This window comes from Paenibacillus sp. P36, from assembly GCF_045866505.1.
Lineage (GTDB): Bacteria > Bacillota > Bacilli > Paenibacillales > NBRC-103111 > Paenibacillus_E > Paenibacillus_E chondroitinus.
This window is the reverse complement of the sequence record NZ_AP038372.1, coordinates 1,717,626-1,734,887: the sequence shown is the minus strand read 5'-3', so window position 1 is coordinate 1,734,887 and position 17,262 is coordinate 1,717,626. Positions and strand designations below refer to the sequence as shown.

The following is a 17,262-nucleotide window of genomic DNA, read 5'->3' as shown; positions in this document are numbered from 1 at the left end:
ATCCACAGTTAGATTTCAATTACGTACACCTCAAAGGGCTTCATCGTGACGATGCCGTGAAGGACGGTATCTGTAAGCAGATCTCGTTTCCGTGAAAAAAGGGTAACTTCTCGCGCTTCGTGCGCATAGTTCATCAGAATTGCATAGCTCTTTTGTGTGCTGGCATTTGCGCGAATCGCCAGCTCTACATCTTCAGGCAGCTCGGCCCATTTCGCAGCCGGGGACATTAAGCCCATCTCAACAATGAGTTTGCCTGCTACCGCTTCAGTAAATACACTGCCGTAATAATAGGCAGTGCCTTTTCCGAACAAGTTCCGTACCATAGCCGGTTTATCTCTATAATAATCGGAGGCATATAAGGCCAAGACCTCCGCGTTATCTGACGTGACGCGTAGAATGTCTACAAAAGCATCTCCCTGAACGACCTCATCGTTGAACCAACGGATGTCAGGAGCCTGTTGCAGCGGCCCGATCCGTGTAAAATCCTCCACCTCAATGCCGCACAAGTCGGCCAGCGGTCCTGGGAACGGCTGCATATAGCACTGGCCTGTCGCATCTTTGTAGCCACTTCTGCAACCGAGAATAAGTGTCCCTCCACTGTCGACGTAGCTTCTCAGCAGCTCCGCAATTGACTCCGGCATAATGGCCGGATGTGGATAGATCAGCACACGATACTTGGCCAAATCCTCCAAAGTCGTCGTTGAACGCATATACTTCGTATCCGCAGGGATATGGTGGCGCTGCAGCGCCTTGAACCATCCGATGATGCTTTTCCCCATCAGCGGTCCGTGCCAAACATCCAATTCTCCGTCCCATTCATTGTCGTAATCTTTCAGTATCGCGACTTCTGCTTGGTACGTAGCGCCCAGCAGATGCTTGCCGATCCGCTTCAGCTCTTCGCCAATACGGCCAGCTTCCTCGATGCGGCGATTCGGCCGATTATGGTAATCGTTTAATCCATGCCAGTAAATCTCCGTTCCCATGGTCGCTGTCCGCCAGCGGAAATAAAGCAGCATATCCGCTCCATGTGCAATCGATTGATACGTCCAGAGCCGCATCTGTCCTGGTTTCGGCGATGGCATTTCGATGCGGTTCACCCAACCGCCTGGACCGGACTGCTGCTCCATGACGATGAAATTCGGCGAAACATCGCGGGCCGCACTGAGATTCAGGCTCCACTTGCGGTCCAGCAGCGGTCGATCACCTTGATCAGGCAAGATAGTGCTGAAGTTCGGATAGGAGTCATATGCGAACACATCCAACGTATCGTCCATCATTTGGTGACTGTCTAAGTGCCCGAACATACCGTTCGTCGTGACCCAATGGTTCGGCGCTTTCTCTCGCAGAATTTCCGATTGAAACTTGGCGTAGGAGATCGCACTATCTGAAAAAAATCGTTTCTCATCGAGCGCCTGATGCGGGTTCGGCGAATTGGTAGGCGTCGTCCTGGTCAAATGAACCTGTGACCAATCGCTGTAGGTCTGATTCCAAAACACCGCGCCCCACGCTTGATTTAAGCCATCCAAATTGCCATACTTCTTCTGCAACCAGACGCGGAATGCTTCGTGATCAGCTTTTGAGTAAAAGGTGTTGACCTCACAGTTCAGTTCATTATCGATCTGCCAACCGACGACGGCTGGATGGTCTTTGTAATGCTCCGCCAATTGCGTAACGATCCTCGCACACAACTCGCGATAGACCGGCGCGTTATAGTTGAAATGGCGGCGCTGACCATGTTGGTACACGGTTCCGTCCTGTTTGGCGTTCAATACTTCCGGGTACTTGGCTGTCAGCCAGGCTGGCGGGGTCGCGGTCGGTGTGCTCATAATGACGAGCAAGCCATATCTGTGTGCAAGATCGATCGCCCGATCGAACAAGTCAAACTCGAAACGCCCTTCCTCCGGTTCGAAGATTGACCAGGCAAACTCGGCTACACGGACGATCGAGAAGCCGAGAGCCTTCATACGGCGATAGTCGTCTTCCCAGAGTTGTTCCGGCCATTGCTCCGGATAGTAGCATACACCAAGTCGAAATTGCTCAGTTCTCCATTCTTGCCCTTGCCCTCTATGCACCATCATGCGTATTCTCCCTCACAATGACTTCTGCCCCATACGGCTCCAACTGCAGCGAAGTCTCGTACTTAAGTCCCGATAGCAGGCTCACTCCCTCTCCGGCAAGGGAGATCGACTGCTCCGAAGATGTCGTGTTTACATATAAGACACTATCACCGACTTGACGCGCGGTTACGCCTCGCGGTGTTTCTGGTCCCTTTTTAACATCAAGCTGTGTGTAAAAATGGTTCAGTATCGCTTGCATAAGATCCACTTGAGCGGGTACAGCCACATAAACGGCTTGCCCTTTGCCGAAGGCATTGATGCTGACCGCAGGAAGCTCACTCTCCAGGTTGGTGAAAGTAGCCAAAACCTCTGCCGTTGAAAGCTCTAGAATTTCGTAGTAATCAATCGGGAAATCTAACATACGATCTTGTATCTGAATTTTCGGTGTTTCACGCCGAAGATTCATTTTCTGCTTTTGCAGTCCACCCTCATTGGAATCTGAATAATGATAGACGGGGCGCTCGAACGCATTAGCGCGAATACCGAACACATCACTCAGTCTGCCAGGCATCGTCGTGCCAAAAACCGTATTGTGCTCATCGACTTTGGCCGAATAGGCTGTCATAATCACCGTTCCTCCGTTCTGGACGAATTCCCTGATCGTCTGAGCGGAGGCTTCGTCCATGATACAGTGGCCAGGAACTAGCAACAGCTTGTAGTCCTTCTCGATCTGGCGCAAGTTCACGATATTACAATCCACATTATCCTCGCCAAGCGCTATAAATGTCTGCATCATTTGCTCAAGATACGGCGTTTTGTAATATCCCTTTTGATTCTCGGCTACTTTGAACGATTCGAAGGAATAAGCAAGCGCAATCTCAGGCTTAGGAAGATACGGTAGTCCGATCGATTGCAGCTTCTCCATCTCAAGTGCAAATTGGCGGAATTCATCCAGTTTTCTTCCAGGCCGACCGTCGTGATCCAGCAGCCCAAATAGATACTGCTCTTCCCCGCCCAACATCGATCTCCATGTCCAAGCGCATATGGCTTCCGAGCGGAATAATAAGGATAAATACGCATACATGCGAAGAGCACCTTTGGGAGGTGCATAGGCACCGAAGGAGCCGGTCTGGAATTCCAAACACCAAATCGGCTCATCCTTCTCACTGATGCGGTGATTCATATGAAGGCAAGCGCCGAACAGCGCATTTCTGTCCTCCGGGTTCACGCCTGGGTAGAATCCAACTCCTGGCAAATCAAAAATTTGATGATAGCCTTTCAAATAGTCGAAGCCGAGCACTGGATTTTCTCCCCAATGATTCGTCGTTTCACGTGCGTTCGGGGCATTCTTCCGAACGATTTCGCTTAAACCGTACAGATAGGCAAGCTGCTCATCCGAGAAAAACCTCCGCATATCCAGCATTCTTTCCGGAGCTCCGTTGATATCCCCAGCGACCGGGAACTCCGCATCCTCGAAGCTGTTAAGCTTACGTGACCATCTTTGTGCAGCCCAGGCCGTATTCAATTCTTCCACGCTGCCGTACTTGACCTTCAACCACTGTCTATACCGCTGGCACGCTTCATCCGAGAAAGTCGGGATCCCGCTGCCCACCTCGTTGCACAAGCCAAACGCGTGCAGCGCTGGATGCTCAGCATATCGCTTGGTCAGCGTTTCAGCGAACCGGTAGGCGTATTCCTGAAAGGCCGGATGACCCACATCCTCCATATATCGGTGCACGGCCAGAAGCGGATTCCGATTCCGGTCAGCGAGCTGAATTGCCGGATATTTCTTATGAAGCCAAGTCGGTGCCGGCCGGGTTGCAATATCGAGCACGACTTTAAAGCCTGCTTCTGCGAACAAACCCATGACCTCATCGAACCAAGCGAAGTCATAGTTCCCCTCCGAAGGCTCGAAGCTGTCCCAGCATAGATGCCCGAGACGTACGAGATTAAATCCCGCTTTCTTCATCAAGCGGATATCCTCCGGCCATCTTTCGCGTGGCCAATCGTGTGGATGGTAATTCGTTCCTACATAAATCATGTTATTTTCACCTCAAAAAAGTTTGTTATCCACTTCCACTTACTTCGTAAAAAATGGAAAATAAGCGGAGCAGCTTGATATACCAGCTGCTCCGAACATAACTTATATTCCTGTTCCAATAATTATTTCTTCACCTTCGCATACCACTCATTAGCGCGCTTCGTGACTTCATCCCCACCTGATTTGTTCCACTTGTCTACGAATTCATCAAATTTGCTAATCGGGTACTGGCCAAGAATAATCTTGGTGGCATATTCCACATAAAGCGTACGATTGTTGATATCAGCAAAGCCATCATAGACGCTCGCCGGCATACCGTCACCGGCAATGACTTTGACATATTTCTGAGCTTCTGTGATATTGCGGATCCCTTGATCCACAGCCCATTTCCTGTCTTCCGATGTCGTGCTCTTATATAATTCCGCTGAGAAATCTGCGGTAGCCACATATAGATACGGGTTGATGGCTAAATTCTCCTGTGTACTTTTGTCTTCCGGCAGCCTCGTGGCTTTACCATCCTTCATGGTATAGTGCATGCCTTCAACGCCAAGGAATAATGTATTCCAGATCTTTTTGTCGTACATATTGTTCAACAGCTTCAGCGAGGCCATGAGTTTCGTCTGATCTTTGTTGTTCTTCACAACCCAAGCAGGAGGCTGCATCTTCTTCACCGTATAGAAGCCCTTAAAGCCTGGCACCTCTGGAATTGGGAGGACGGAGTAGTCACCTTTCACACCTTTATTTTTATTAATATTCTCTAGACGCTCGAAGACCGACTCTTCCCAGTGAAAGTAATTCCCGACAACATTGGAGTCATTTTTGCCTTCCCATTTCGCCTTATTGTTCAAAAGCGACTCTTTATCCATCAAACCGTCTTTATATAGCTTAGCTATGAACTCCAGAGCTGCCTTCATATTGGGTGTTACGGCGGAGTACGTCAGCTTGCCATCGTACACATCCCAATCCGGCTTGCCTTCGAACATCGCTACACCGTACATGGCGAATAGATGATCCATCCATGCTGCTTGCTCACGGCCACCGGTCGGAAGCTCATCTTTTTGTCCGTTGCCGTTCGGATCCTTATCTCGGAAAGCCTCAAGCACCTTCACATAATCATCTTGCGTCTTCGGCATTGGCAGCCCCAGCTTGTCCAGCCAATCCTTACGAATTAAACCGGTTTCTCTGCCATAATCCAATATGCCTGGGGTATAATAAATTCTTCCTTGTCCGGTAGGATCATTGGCTTTAACCACGTCCCACACTTCTTTCGGAATAACCTGCATGACATTAGGTGCATACTTGGGTAAAAGATCTGTTAAATCGGCGATCGCGCCGTTTTTAGCCAAGCTGTCTTCGATGCCCTGCACAGGCTGGAACATGTCTGGCATTTCGTTCGCTGCAATCTTCAGATTCAGCTGGTTCAGATAATTGGTGCCTCCGTTCCATTCTACATATGGTTGAATAACGCCAACGCCCAGCTTTTCCTTATAAAAATCATAAAGCTTGCTGCCTTTGGTAATTGGTTTAAAGCCCGTGTTGCCATCCCATACCTCAAGATCAACGATGCCATCAGCCTTTGACGATGCGTTTGTTCCTGTAACTGGCTCTGAAGAAGCAGCGGATTTGTCCGTATTGCTGCTGCAGCCTGCCATTACTGAAACGGTTAAGGCGCCTGTTACTACCAGCACCCCTATTTTTTTGATAACCATTGCCATGTTTCCCCCTTGAAGTCACCTTTTTATGCTTAAACTCATTATTTCTTAAAACCGAAAGAAATTATCCTTTCACAGAACCGATCATGGCTCCTTTGACGAAATACTTTTGCAAGAACGGATACACCGCAATGATTGGAATGATGGCGAAGATGACCGTTGCGGATCGTAACGTTCTTTCGTTGAAGTTAAAATCAACCATGGAAGCTGCTCCAGGCAAAATCGTGTTATCATCCGTGATGAACTGGCGAATTTTCATCTGCAGCGGGAACCAGTCCGTATTCTGGAGAAATAACAACGGGGTCTGGAATTGGTTCCAAATGACTACTGCGTAGAACAAGGCTAGTGTAGCAAGGACGGCCTTGGACAATGGAAGGACAAATTGAAACAGCATTCGGAAGTAGCCGCTTCCTTCCAAGAAAGCCGCTTCCTCGAGTTCCTTCGGGAACTCTTTGAAAAAGGATCTCATGATGATCAGATTAAATGGGTTCAGAATATGAGGTACGATCAGAACCAACGGATTATTATATAAACCTATCCCGCGTACAGTAAGAAAGTAAGGAATGATCGGCGCTTTGAAAATCATCGCAATGACCACACCTACCATGATCACAGAACCCCACCGGAACTCCTTCTTAGAAAGCGGATAGGCAAGTAAAGCTGTTATTAAAAGTGCCATTGCGGTACCAATTACGGTTGAGCCTAGCGTGAGAAAAAATGATTTCCACAAATCAGGACGTTCTAGAATATAGCTCCAGGAATCCAATGTGATCTGCTTCGGCCAGATGGACACCAAATTTTGCACAACTGCACTCTTCGAGCTGAACGAAATGGAGAGGACGGATAACAGCGGCACAAGTGCAATGAATGATAATAGCAGAAGAAGGGTTGTGATGCCTGCTACGAAAGCTTTTTCTCCCCTGGATTCAAACATGTTTACCACAACCCCCCATCCGAAATTTTCTTGGACATCCGATTAAAGATATACACCAGAACGAAACCAATCACCGACTGGAACAAACCAACTGCGGTTGCAAAACTGTACTGCGCCTGCTGAATACCTGTTCGGTACACATACGTATCGAGGATATCCCCTACGCTGTATGTCATCGGCGTCAAGAGATTAAACACTTGATCGAAGCCTAAGTCCAGGAAGTTGCCGATTTCCAGCAAAAACAACACCAGTACCGTGGGCAGAAGCAACGGAAACGTAATATGTCGAATCTGTTTGAAGCGCGAGGCACCATCCATCATAGCTGATTCATATAATTGCGGGTCGATGCCGCTGATCGCGGCCATATAGACGACTGTTCCCCAGCCAGCATCCCGCCAAATGGCAGTGAGTACATACACCGGACGGAAGTAAGCGCTATCTTGCATGGCCAGAATCGGATCATGGCCAAACCAGCCCAAGACGATGTTAAACAACCCGCTAAGTGAGAAGATGTCAAACACAATACCGGACACAATCACCCACGATAAAAAGTGAGGGATATAAAGTGCGGTTTGAACCCCTTTTTTCAGCGCGGATTTCCGAACTTCGTTCATCATCAGTGCCAAAAGAATCGGAATGGGGAAGACCAGCACAATTTTCAAAAAGCCCAAGATCAATGTGTTGCTAAACACACGGACAAAATCCGGATAATGGAAGAGTTTCTCAAAATGCTTTAAGCCCACCCAAGGACTGTCGATAAACCCTTTGAACACCGAATAATCCTTAAAAGCAATCATAGAGCCTAGTAAGGGGATGTACTTAAAAATGAGAAGAAAGATCATCCCCGGAATGGCCATCACATAGAGCGGCCAAAACACCTTCATTCGTTCAACATAGCGACTTCTCATGTTAACTCTCCTTTCAGCGTCTAGTTGTTGTCTTTCGTTGTATTCGCTTCCATTAGTGTACACTTCAGGCGCTTGCCGCTCAAAGGGACGTTTTTAAGATTTAACAAGGTCATTTTATAGATAACAATAAAAATCCTTCCACCCTAGAAACGGCGAAAGGACTTTTAACAATTAAACAGTTGGGGGATTCTTGCGGTATTCGCTAGGCTTGCAACCCGTAAATTTTTCAAACACCTTGGCAAAGTGCTGCGAATCGGAATAACCGACCATTTGACAGATTTCATACACCTTTAAATCCGTCTTTTCCAGCAATTCCTTAGACTTGTTAATCCTCGTCTGTGCAAGAAAAGTCAGATAGGCATCTCCCGTCTTTTGCTTAAAGAGTTGGCTCAAATAATAGGGATTGATAAAAAAACGAGAGGACAGCTCCGCTAAACTGATCGCTTCCGCGTAGTGCGTCGATACGTAGTCCTTAATCTCGGCGATAATATCCTTTTTCTTCGACATATTATGCTCTAACTTAAAGTCAATAATGCCTTTGATCACTTGAACCATCCAGTCTTCCATACGCTCCAATGTTCGATTTCGAGAGAGACCCTCGAGGGAAAGGATGTGGCGTCCCAGAAAGTCATTTTGCTGCAACTGATCCAAGGATAGTTTGCGCGCACTGGATAATAGAATGTTTAAACACTGGAGTTGGAGGTCAACGGGACTCAGCTCACGTCCTTCTTTCAGCCACTGAAAGATCTCGCGGATTGTACCGAAACAAGCTTCTTTATCCATATTATCAAGTCCCGCTTCTAACTTGTTAATCATATCTTCTGGTACGGATTGGCGCTTGCCTGGCTGCGCCATGATGTGCGGGTAGGCAATCACAACGCCCGTTCCTTTAACAATCTTGTAACTAAGGGAGCTGCGGGCTTCCTCAAAAGAAGCGCTAATTCCCAGCACGAGCTGATCTTTCACGGTACCAATTCCTACGGTTACGGACAATTTCAAGTCACGAAATATGGCATCTTTAAGACGCTGAATGGCCCGGACTAACTCCTCATACTCGATGGTGCTATCATGAGTAATGATGACAGCCACTTGCGAGCCTAAATATCGGAAACGGTAGACCCCTTTATATAGTCCCAGTGTGCGGTCAATATGTTGGAAAATGGGGTCAAGCCCGTTTTCAAACAGAGTACCCAGACTGCTTTCAAATTCCAACAAAGCGCAAATAACCTGCGTACGATCCGCCGGAATGCGAGCCATATGAAGCAGCTCATCCACATATACTGTACTGTCACTGCCTCCATCGATGATGTCTCGCAAAGCGCTTTCCATCATACGGCTGTTCACTTCTTGCTTCAGCTCATTTACCTCTTGCAGCTTCGTCCGTTCCTCCTGAATCACGTCCATAACCTTACAGACGCATTCCCTGAGTTCCTCTTCTTCCACCGGTTTATTGAGATAAAATTTCACGCCCAGTTGCATACCTCTTCGGGCATATTCAAAGTCCGCATACCCGCTTAATAAAATGAATTTGGCCTGGCAGCCATTCTCTTGCAGCTTCTGGATCATGTATAATCCATCTGCTTGAGGCATGCGAATATCGGTAAGGACAATATCCGGTTGACGCTCTAGTATGAGCTTAAGGCCTTCTATACCATTGTAAGCCGCTCCCGTAATCTCGCATTCTGGGATATAGCGGCTTATCATTTTTTGGAGACCGTCAACAATACCTTTCTCGTCATCAACCACAACAATTTTCATCCTAGAAGCCTCCCCCTTCATGCAAGCTAACAACACAACCTTAGTATTTGGGAATGAGAATTTCGACCGTTGTTCCTCTGCTTTCATCTGATTGAATCGTTAGATAATAGAGGTCCCCATATTGGAGCTTGATGCGTTCTGCAATATTTTTCACACCCAGTCCTCCACCTTCTGACGCGTCCAACTCGTCCAACTTATACTTGTCCGACGCCGCATCCTCTAGGATTGCTGACAGTGTCTCCTGCTTGTCCTGAGAAATACCCATTCCGTCATCCATAATTCGGATCAAAATCTCGCCATCCGCCGTCCATGTGCCTTCAATCACGATATGCATATTTCCTTCATAACCTTTAAAGCCATGAATAATACTATTCTCCACAATAGGTTGAAAAATGAGAGGAAGGATGCTGCATGTCTGCATCTCTTCAGGTATACGAACATCAAGCTGGAAACTGTTGTCAAAGCGTATATTCTGCAGCTGCAAATAATTAATGGTATAGTCGATTTCGTGTTTAATCGAATGTTGTTTGCCGTCCTTGCCTAAAGTAAGCCGGAACATTCTCGCCAAAATCTTGATCATGCCCGCGATTTCATCTTCTTCTTTCACTAGCGCCTTCATTCGAATTGACTCTAATGTATTGTAGAGCATGTGCGGATTGATCTGATTCTGCAACGCTAGGAACTTGGCCTTACGATGCTTGATCTCTGCGATATATACATCTTCGATCAGAGTTCGAATCGTGACAATCATTTTATTATAACTGTGCACCAGACTGCCAATCTCATCATTCGCCTGCTCTTTCTCTATGGGCAAATATTGTCCTGTTTCCGCCTGCTTCATGCTCCTGCGGAGAGCCTTAATAGGTTTGGTTATTGTATAACTTAAACCAAGCGAGATGAAAGTAATGATTAGACAGCTCGTCAAGATCACGATGACCGTCACTCCCTTGATCTTATTGATCTCAAGCAGTAACCTCTCCCGTGGAATCTCGGTTCGGATAAACAGATTATTCGACTGGGTGCTTCCTAATAATGTAATCCGTTCATTACTGTTATCTTCCTTCAAGTATTCCGAACCTGATGCCAGCACCTGTGCCCACGTCATACGGCCGCTTGCTGCATCGGAATGATAGACAATTTCCCCTTGGCGATTGCTCAAAATGACACGCATGCCATACTTGTCCCTGGCTAAGACGAAGGCATTATCGAGCTGAAGCAGCGTGAATGGATCCAGGTCGATGAGAAGCATTCCCGAATATGCCCCGTCCGAACTGAAAAGCACTCTTCCCACCGTCACGATCGCCCCCTTCCCTTTATCATCATAATAGGAACGATCATGTAACCCCGTAATAAAAAAAGTATCGTCTGTGCTGCGGATCCTCTTATACCAATCCTGCGACAATAATACGTTCTCATCCACCGTGCTCGTCGCAGTCGTATATTGGTAGACACTGTTATCGCGGCTGACCAACATCACCGTGCCAATCTCCGGTTTAAGCAGCGTAACCCTCATCAGTAACCTCTGGATTGCAACCTTTTGGGAAACCAATTCATCCATGGTTCTATTTCGCTTTTCTCCGATTTTATAAATAAATTCGTTCTCAACAAGTACTGACTTCGTGACTGTGTCATATTCTTTGACAAATTCATTCAAAGAAGTCCGTATCTGTGAAGTGTAAAGATTAGCAAAATCTTGGGAGGAATTCTCCAACCCTGCTGTCGATTGATGAAATATGATCACGCTTACAACCAACAGCGGAATAATGCAGGCAAGAAGGTAGCCGGCCATTAATTTGTTTTGCAACTTCATATTTCTTATCATTAAAACTGCCCTTCTTTTCCATGAGCTGCTCTCCATATCTGGCACTTCCTCGTTCAACGTCGTTTCCATCCATTGTACATGCCGTGATGCATCGACGCTACCAAAGTAATCGGGAAGGAATATATTGGGTAAGCTTAAGTATCCGCTTTCAATCACTATACGTTAAGTACATTATGAACTAAAAGGGTCATTTTTAAGATTATACTAGGTCATTTTTAAGTGATTTTATCCAATCACCAAAAAACCAGCAGGATGGTCACTGACGTGTCCGTCCTGCTGGTTACTACCACAAGGAATTGATACTACTCATTTATAAAATTGACTGCCGTCAAGAATCGCTTCAAGATGGCAGCCGTTTGAGCGCGAGTTGCTTGGCCATCAGAACCGAGCAACCCATCGTCCAGACCATTAATTAACTTGGCATGAATGGCTGCAGCGACTTCCTTTTGTGCCCAAACGATTTTGCCGGAATCCTTGAATTGGCCTAGCAGACTGGCTTGTTCTGAAGCCGTTACATTGGCGTTGACGCCAATGTAGTTCATTGCACGAACGGCCATAGCAGCTAATTCTTCACGATTAATTGGAGCATTCGGAAGGAACGTATTGTTTTCGTAGCCATTAATAATGCCAGCTGCGGAAGCAGTGGAAACTGCGTCAGCATACCAAACATCATCTTTTACATCTACGAACGAAGAAGTGGATTTCACAGTACTGAGTCCAAGAGAGCGAACCATAAGTGCAGCAAACTCGGCTCTGCTGATGTTGCGGTCAGCATCGAACTTATTCTCGGTTATCCCATCTACTACAAGCTTGTTAGCCAACAGTTCGATATCGACTTGAGCCCAGTGGTTAGAAATGTCTTCAAAGCTCTTATCCGATTCAACCACAGTATAGATGCTGTTCCCGTTACGCTTCAGAGTAGCCACCGTATGGCCATCTTTCGATTCGAAAGTAGAAGGTACGAAAGTTAATTTCTTCGTGGCCTCATTGTAAAGTGCGCCCGTTACTTTCCTCGGGTCGACCGGCTTCTTCACGTCTATAGAACGGGATACGTAAGTGGAACCGAAATTGACGTCCATAGACTTTCCGTCTTTACTTTGAACAGTCACACTGAACTCAACAGCGTCAACTAGAACAGTTGCCCCCATATTAGCGGCTGTGTCGACAATCTTTTTGGCTGAATCTGCAGATACCTGCTTAATCGTTACCTTAATGGAAAGTTCGCTTATGTTTACACCCAGCGTCTTGGCTAATTCGTCGAGTTTCAAGACAGACAGCGGCATTACATATGAACCATTCGCCGAAGTAATCGTAACGGAAGTGCCCTTCTGTTTTGAAGCCTCGATGAGACCCGATGCCGGTAAAATCACATTTTCGCCATTCACCTTTACTTCAACATTTTTCAAGGAAGAAAGAGCAGATCTAAGTGCATTATCGTCCACCTTGCCATCCGTGCCAACCATGAGCTTTGTGCTGGAATTGCTTCCACTAGCTGGTGCAGTACCGCCACCAGAGCTGCTGCCGGAAGAGGTCGTGGATACAGCAATCGACGGACCGTTCGTGCTCACGTTTCCAAAAGCATCAACCGCTTGAACACTAAATTGATAATTTACACCGGAACTTAGCCCCGTAATGGTCGAGTAAGTCGCACCTACAACGGTGCTAGCTAAGGTGGAGCCATTGTACACATTATAGGCTACGGTCGTATTGTCTGCACCGCTCCAAGACAGGCTGACGGAGTTATGACTACGTGCCGTAAAAGCTAGTGATTTGTTGCTTGACCATGTCGGCGGAGCAGTGTCATAAACGGTTACATCATCGATATATAATGCGTTTTTACTAGCTTCACCTGTTCGGAAACTAATCGTATTCAAACTCGGTACTGAAGCTGAAAATGGAAGTCCCGATGCCTTTAATGCATCGTTAATATATAGGTCATACTTTTGCGCAGATGGATCAGCTACCAGTTTTACCGTATACCACGCACCCAGGCTTACATTCTGAATAACCATGCCATTCGCGACCAGACTGCCAGATTCGTTTACGTACACATCTGTCGCCACTGTAGACCCACCCTTGAGCTGGAATCTATCATTCGATAGGTTCATTTCTCCTTTAAAGCGCCATTCGGCATTCAACGTTGAATTATAACTTGTAAACTCTTTAGAGATCTCAGCGTAATTAGATGTTGAGTTATCATATAAATAGACGCTTCTATTGACGGTATCTGGTACATTTGCGATTGAAACGGTCGTATCCACTGGCTCATTCACTGTCCAACTAGGATTTGCTCCTGTAACCTCTTCGTCGAACGTATTTGTTAAAAACACGTTTTTATCGACTGGCTCCAACACGATAAGCTGCAAACTATTCGATTCAAGGGTTACGGACGTGTTATATGCCCCCGTATGAGGAACAATCTTGTCCTCAACCATTTGAAGATTGCTGTTTTCTAGACTTGAGAAATAATTACTTGTTGTCGCGTTAATTTTATATGTTTTTACCCTTACATTTTTACCGTTGAAAATTGGCGGCAAATTGGTTGCCTGAATGGCAGTTTGATAATCCGTGGTGCCTACTCCTTGATAGTTCCAAACCATAATAGATGCGCCAGAATTATCTTTGGATGCCAGCACATACACACCTTTACCATTCGTGATCGAATCCGAGGTCGCCGATACCCTGGTTGTCTTCATCTTTGATCTCATTTCCACCATATTTCCGAAAGGCGTAAATTTATCTGTATATGGCATACTTTGATTACTTGCATTTCTAGAAACCAATTGATCTTTTCTTCCATTTGTCTGATGACGCAATGCCCAGAAAAACGGTACATTATTAGCACTGTTCAAAAACCAATACTGCAGAGAAGCCACCCCTGCCGCTTGCCTCAATTGATCGGTTTGAATGCTAGTAAAATCATCCGCTAGAGGCCCGGGATACAAACCTGATTCTGTTATATAAGATGGTATATGGGAGTCGAGGCCCCGCTCATTTAATAGGGCTTCTATTTGAGAGCGTTGGTCAGCTACCACACTCGGATTATCCTTATACAATACAAAACCAGAGCTGCTTGGACCTAGATAGGCGTGATAGGAGATGAAATCAAGTCTCTTTGCTGGAGAAGGATCATTCTTATATCCGTCCAGAAATGCCCCTAGCCAGGTTGTATCGAGAAAATACAGGGTAGGACCACCTACCAGCAAAGGAATTGTCGGATTCAGTTCTGCATTGATTTCATTTACTGCCTCGTAGTAAACCTTATAGTAACTGTAATTATTATCTTTATTAACACCATTAGCTGTCCAGGTAGGATCATTAGGCTCGTTTAGCACTTCTATGTACTTTATTTTCGGATACATTTGTTTCAAATCTTTAATCATTCTCTTTATAACAGGCTTAACCTGCTCAGGTGTATAACCCCATCCCGTTAGGCCTGATATCGGTGCACCTAACTTGTGTGTCATGACCTCTCCAGGAATATTAAGCATAAGAGAATCGGAAATTTTGCTCATATCCGATAAGTAATCCATATATTTGCTGTAATCATATGTCCCGCTATCTTTATCGTATACTTCATACTCGTGAATCCACACTCTGTATACTTTTCCATGAAGACCCTGTTCATTGTAAAACTGTGCATCTTCATTCCTTTGATCCGCATAGATGCCATGGTCTGATATATTGTTATACTGTTCACTTCTAACAAGTTCACCTTGTGAAGCAGCTAAATCCACGGACACCATTGCATTTGAAGCTGCGTGAGCCTCTTGCGGGTTTATTGGATAGATGCCTAGTAAAGAGAAGCAGAGCATGAAGCTAAGCGCCTTACCTAATAAACCTCTTTTATTTGTAAACACTTGATGTTTACCTCCTTATGTACCTGAAATGATAGTAGTGAGTCTGCGTTCAGTTTCTCCCCCTGCGTATCCGCAGTGAATCAGTTGAAACTTTCAGATAATGTAATCCTCCTAACTAATGACATGTTTTGTATGCGCTTTCAGTTTTTGATTATATCTTTTGTCATAAATTACTTATAGTGGGCAATTTTAAGTTTCAACTAGGTCATTTTTAAGAACTATCTCCAAAACGATAGAACCGTGCCGCCAAGTTTACAGCACCTTAAAAATGACCCTGATGAAGCTTAAATTAGACCCATTGAGCATTCAGATTTAACGTTATATATTTTTCCAAGAGTATACCATCTTAGAGTTTCATAACATCCCAATCCTAATAAGATGAGCATAGGTGGTGATATTGAATAAGTTAAACCTAAGAACATTTGCTTTTCACACACCATTTAGAAAGCGGTTACAAAATTAGGATGCATATAGGAGGTTTGAGGACGATTATGAAAAATAGAATCATTTCAGTTCTACTTATGCTGAGCCTCTTCTTGTCCATGGCAACACCGACATTCGCTGCGAACGCATCTTCAGACAAGAACAGCGACAAGCATAGTGATGGCATTGGCCGAGTAAAGGTAAGCACGATTCCGCTTCCAGATTATGTTATCTTACATGATGCTACATACACCTATTCGGGAAAAGTATTTATTTCTTATTCGACAGCGAATGATCTCACTACCACCAACTTTTTCAACTTCGCTACACTCAATGATGATGGTTCGGACTTCAAAGTCATCTTCTCTGGCGTCATTCCTTTAAAAGAAAAAACAGGTGGCATCCGGTATATGCCCTTTCAGGACAACAAACGCATTTTGCTCGGCGATTATGTCTTTGAATGCATGCCCAATCTGGATAAATGCAAAAGCACAAACGTAGTTCCAATCGTCTATCCTGTGGGCTTGGATGACAATAATCCTGCAATAACCACGCGTTGGTCAGAAATCATCATTGCCCCTGACAATAAACATATGGCTTGGTCGATGTTCACCACCAATAATGGCGGCGGCCAAGCTGTAGGTGTCCTGTCACGTAAAACGGATAGTTATGTGCTCGAGAAAGTCCAGCTTATCAGCACAACCGAACCTTTTACAAATGATCCGAGTAACCCGGGCTATATAATCCCGCCTACCTCAGGTCGTGGTGGAGAGGTGAAGCAGTTTATCCATGGAGGCAGCGCCATCTCCGTTGTTGGAGCCAAAGATAACGTAACGACCGATTCCGTTGTAGAGGATTTGACCTCTAACAAGATAACGCAAATCACACGTACGCCTGGCTATGATGAAACCACCATATTCTCCCCTGATGAGCAACTGGGGATGGTGATGAGTACACGGTTTTCCATGCATACCGACCCGGCCATTTTCGGAATCATGCCTAGACCTATATTTGTTGGTGGCGGCATTAATGCCATGCTTTATTATTATTCTGTAGCTGGCGTACGTACTTTCCGCAGTGGTGACATTGGTCCGGCATTGATCGACATTAACCGTTCTATGAACGAGCCTGGGTATCAAGGCATACAGCTTTCGACAGATCCAAATTGGGTTTATCATTCTCCCATGTCCTGGCATCCAGATGGCAAACGCGCGATGTGGATCGAGGGGTTTAGAGGCTTTGACGATGACTTGCATAAGCGACTTCAGAAAGTGAATCTGCTTGATTATAAACCGCGTAAAACTGTACCCATTAAAGAAACTTCCGATGATATCGCTTATGCCACAAAAGATTTAACGAAGTTATCTTCCAATACTTCTCCTGATGTACATGGCAAAATCGCCGGAAAAAAATCGGGATACATCGACTACATTTCAACGACGACGCCTTATTACTCAGGCAAATCGGAGGCGCTGTACGTCAACTATAGTAATGACGGTGTGAATTTCTACAATGGTTCTGAGAAGTTAAATTATAATTATCTGGGCGAAACTACCTATGAAACAAACCTTCAATTGACTGGTGCAAATCCCGGTGAAATGAACTTAAGAGCTACCTTCTCATCCATGATTGGAGCTTCCCCGCTCAAGCTGTTGTTTGGCACTGCAGCAGATGGTAAGCCGCAAAGTTATGGCTACGCTACTTATAATGGTGTTACACGGCATATGGAGGATCTGATCGAGTAAAT

The 17,262-nt window shown here is 45.7% G+C and carries 9 protein-coding genes; 1 reads left to right on the top strand and 8 read right to left on the bottom strand.

The genetic code is table 11. The features are described from left to right. Positions 1–8 precede the first annotated feature (8 nt). From ACKTT9_RS08000 to ACKTT9_RS07965, 8 genes are all read right to left on the bottom strand, one after another. Positions 9–2,078 (bottom strand): beta-galactosidase, encoded by a 2,070-nt coding sequence (locus ACKTT9_RS08000; protein WP_407871127.1) that lies wholly within the window; start codon positions 2,076–2,078, stop codon positions 9–11. Continuing rightward, on the bottom strand, positions 2,065–4,098 hold the full coding sequence (locus tag ACKTT9_RS07995; RefSeq protein WP_407871126.1) for a beta-galactosidase: 2,034 nt from the start codon (positions 4,096–4,098) through the stop codon (positions 2,065–2,067). Before ACKTT9_RS07995 ends, ACKTT9_RS08000 begins: the two co-directional genes overlap by 14 nt. 122 nt (positions 4,099–4,220) lie before the next feature. Continuing rightward, positions 4,221–5,807 (bottom strand): ABC transporter substrate-binding protein, encoded by a 1,587-nt coding sequence (locus ACKTT9_RS07990; protein ID WP_407871125.1) that lies wholly within the window; start codon positions 5,805–5,807, stop codon positions 4,221–4,223. Between the two features lie 67 nt (positions 5,808–5,874). Continuing rightward, the gene (locus tag ACKTT9_RS07985; protein ID WP_407871124.1) at positions 5,875–6,744 is read right to left on the bottom strand and encodes a carbohydrate ABC transporter permease; all 870 of its coding nucleotides are present in this window, start codon (positions 6,742–6,744) and stop codon (positions 5,875–5,877) included. Between the two features lie 2 nt (positions 6,745–6,746). Continuing rightward, the gene (locus ACKTT9_RS07980; protein ID WP_407871123.1) at positions 6,747–7,652 is read right to left on the bottom strand and encodes an ABC transporter permease; all 906 of its coding nucleotides are present in this window, start codon (positions 7,650–7,652) and stop codon (positions 6,747–6,749) included. A gap of 171 nt (positions 7,653–7,823) precedes the next feature. Further along, a complete protein-coding gene (locus tag ACKTT9_RS07975; protein ID WP_407871122.1) occupies positions 7,824–9,410 on the bottom strand; it encodes a response regulator in 1,587 nt (528 codons plus the stop codon). A 40-nt stretch (positions 9,411–9,450) separates the two neighbouring features. Then, positions 9,451–11,232, bottom strand: coding sequence for a histidine kinase (locus ACKTT9_RS07970; RefSeq protein WP_407871121.1), 1,782 nt, complete (start codon positions 11,230–11,232; stop codon positions 9,451–9,453). Positions 11,233–11,534: 302 nt separating this feature from the next. Then, the gene (locus tag ACKTT9_RS07965) at positions 11,535–15,092 is read right to left on the bottom strand and encodes an S-layer homology domain-containing protein (protein ID WP_407871120.1); all 3,558 of its coding nucleotides are present in this window, start codon (positions 15,090–15,092) and stop codon (positions 11,535–11,537) included. A 491-nt stretch (positions 15,093–15,583) separates the two neighbouring features. On the opposite strand from ACKTT9_RS07965, the gene ACKTT9_RS07960 reads away from it, so the two are divergent. After that, positions 15,584–17,260, top strand: coding sequence for a hypothetical protein (locus ACKTT9_RS07960; RefSeq protein ID WP_407871119.1), 1,677 nt, complete (start codon positions 15,584–15,586; stop codon positions 17,258–17,260). Positions 17,261–17,262: the final 2 nt, after the last annotated feature.

Excerpts from the sequence above, each read along its gene's own strand:
- ACKTT9_RS07995 (WP_407871126.1), bottom strand. The coding sequence starts at position 4,098 with ATGATTTATGTAGGAACGAATTACCATCCACACGATTGGCCACGCGAA.
- ACKTT9_RS07985 (WP_407871124.1), bottom strand. The coding sequence starts at position 6,744 with ATGTTTGAATCCAGGGGAGAAAAAGCTTTCGTAGCAGGCATCACAACC.
- ACKTT9_RS07980 (WP_407871123.1), bottom strand. The coding sequence starts at position 7,652 with ATGAGAAGTCGCTATGTTGAACGAATGAAGGTGTTTTGGCCGCTCTAT.
- ACKTT9_RS07975 (WP_407871122.1), bottom strand. The coding sequence starts at position 9,410 with ATGAAAATTGTTGTGGTTGATGACGAGAAAGGTATTGTTGACGGTCTC.
- ACKTT9_RS07970 (WP_407871121.1), bottom strand. The coding sequence starts at position 11,232 with ATGATAAGAAATATGAAGTTGCAAAACAAATTAATGGCCGGCTACCTT.
- ACKTT9_RS07990 (WP_407871125.1), bottom strand. The coding sequence starts at position 5,807 with ATGGTTATCAAAAAAATAGGGGTGCTGGTAGTAACAGGCGCCTTAACC.
- ACKTT9_RS08000 (WP_407871127.1), bottom strand. The coding sequence starts at position 2,078 with ATGATGGTGCATAGAGGGCAAGGGCAAGAATGGAGAACTGAGCAATTT.
- ACKTT9_RS07960 (WP_407871119.1), top strand. The coding sequence starts at position 15,584 with ATGAAAAATAGAATCATTTCAGTTCTACTTATGCTGAGCCTCTTCTTG.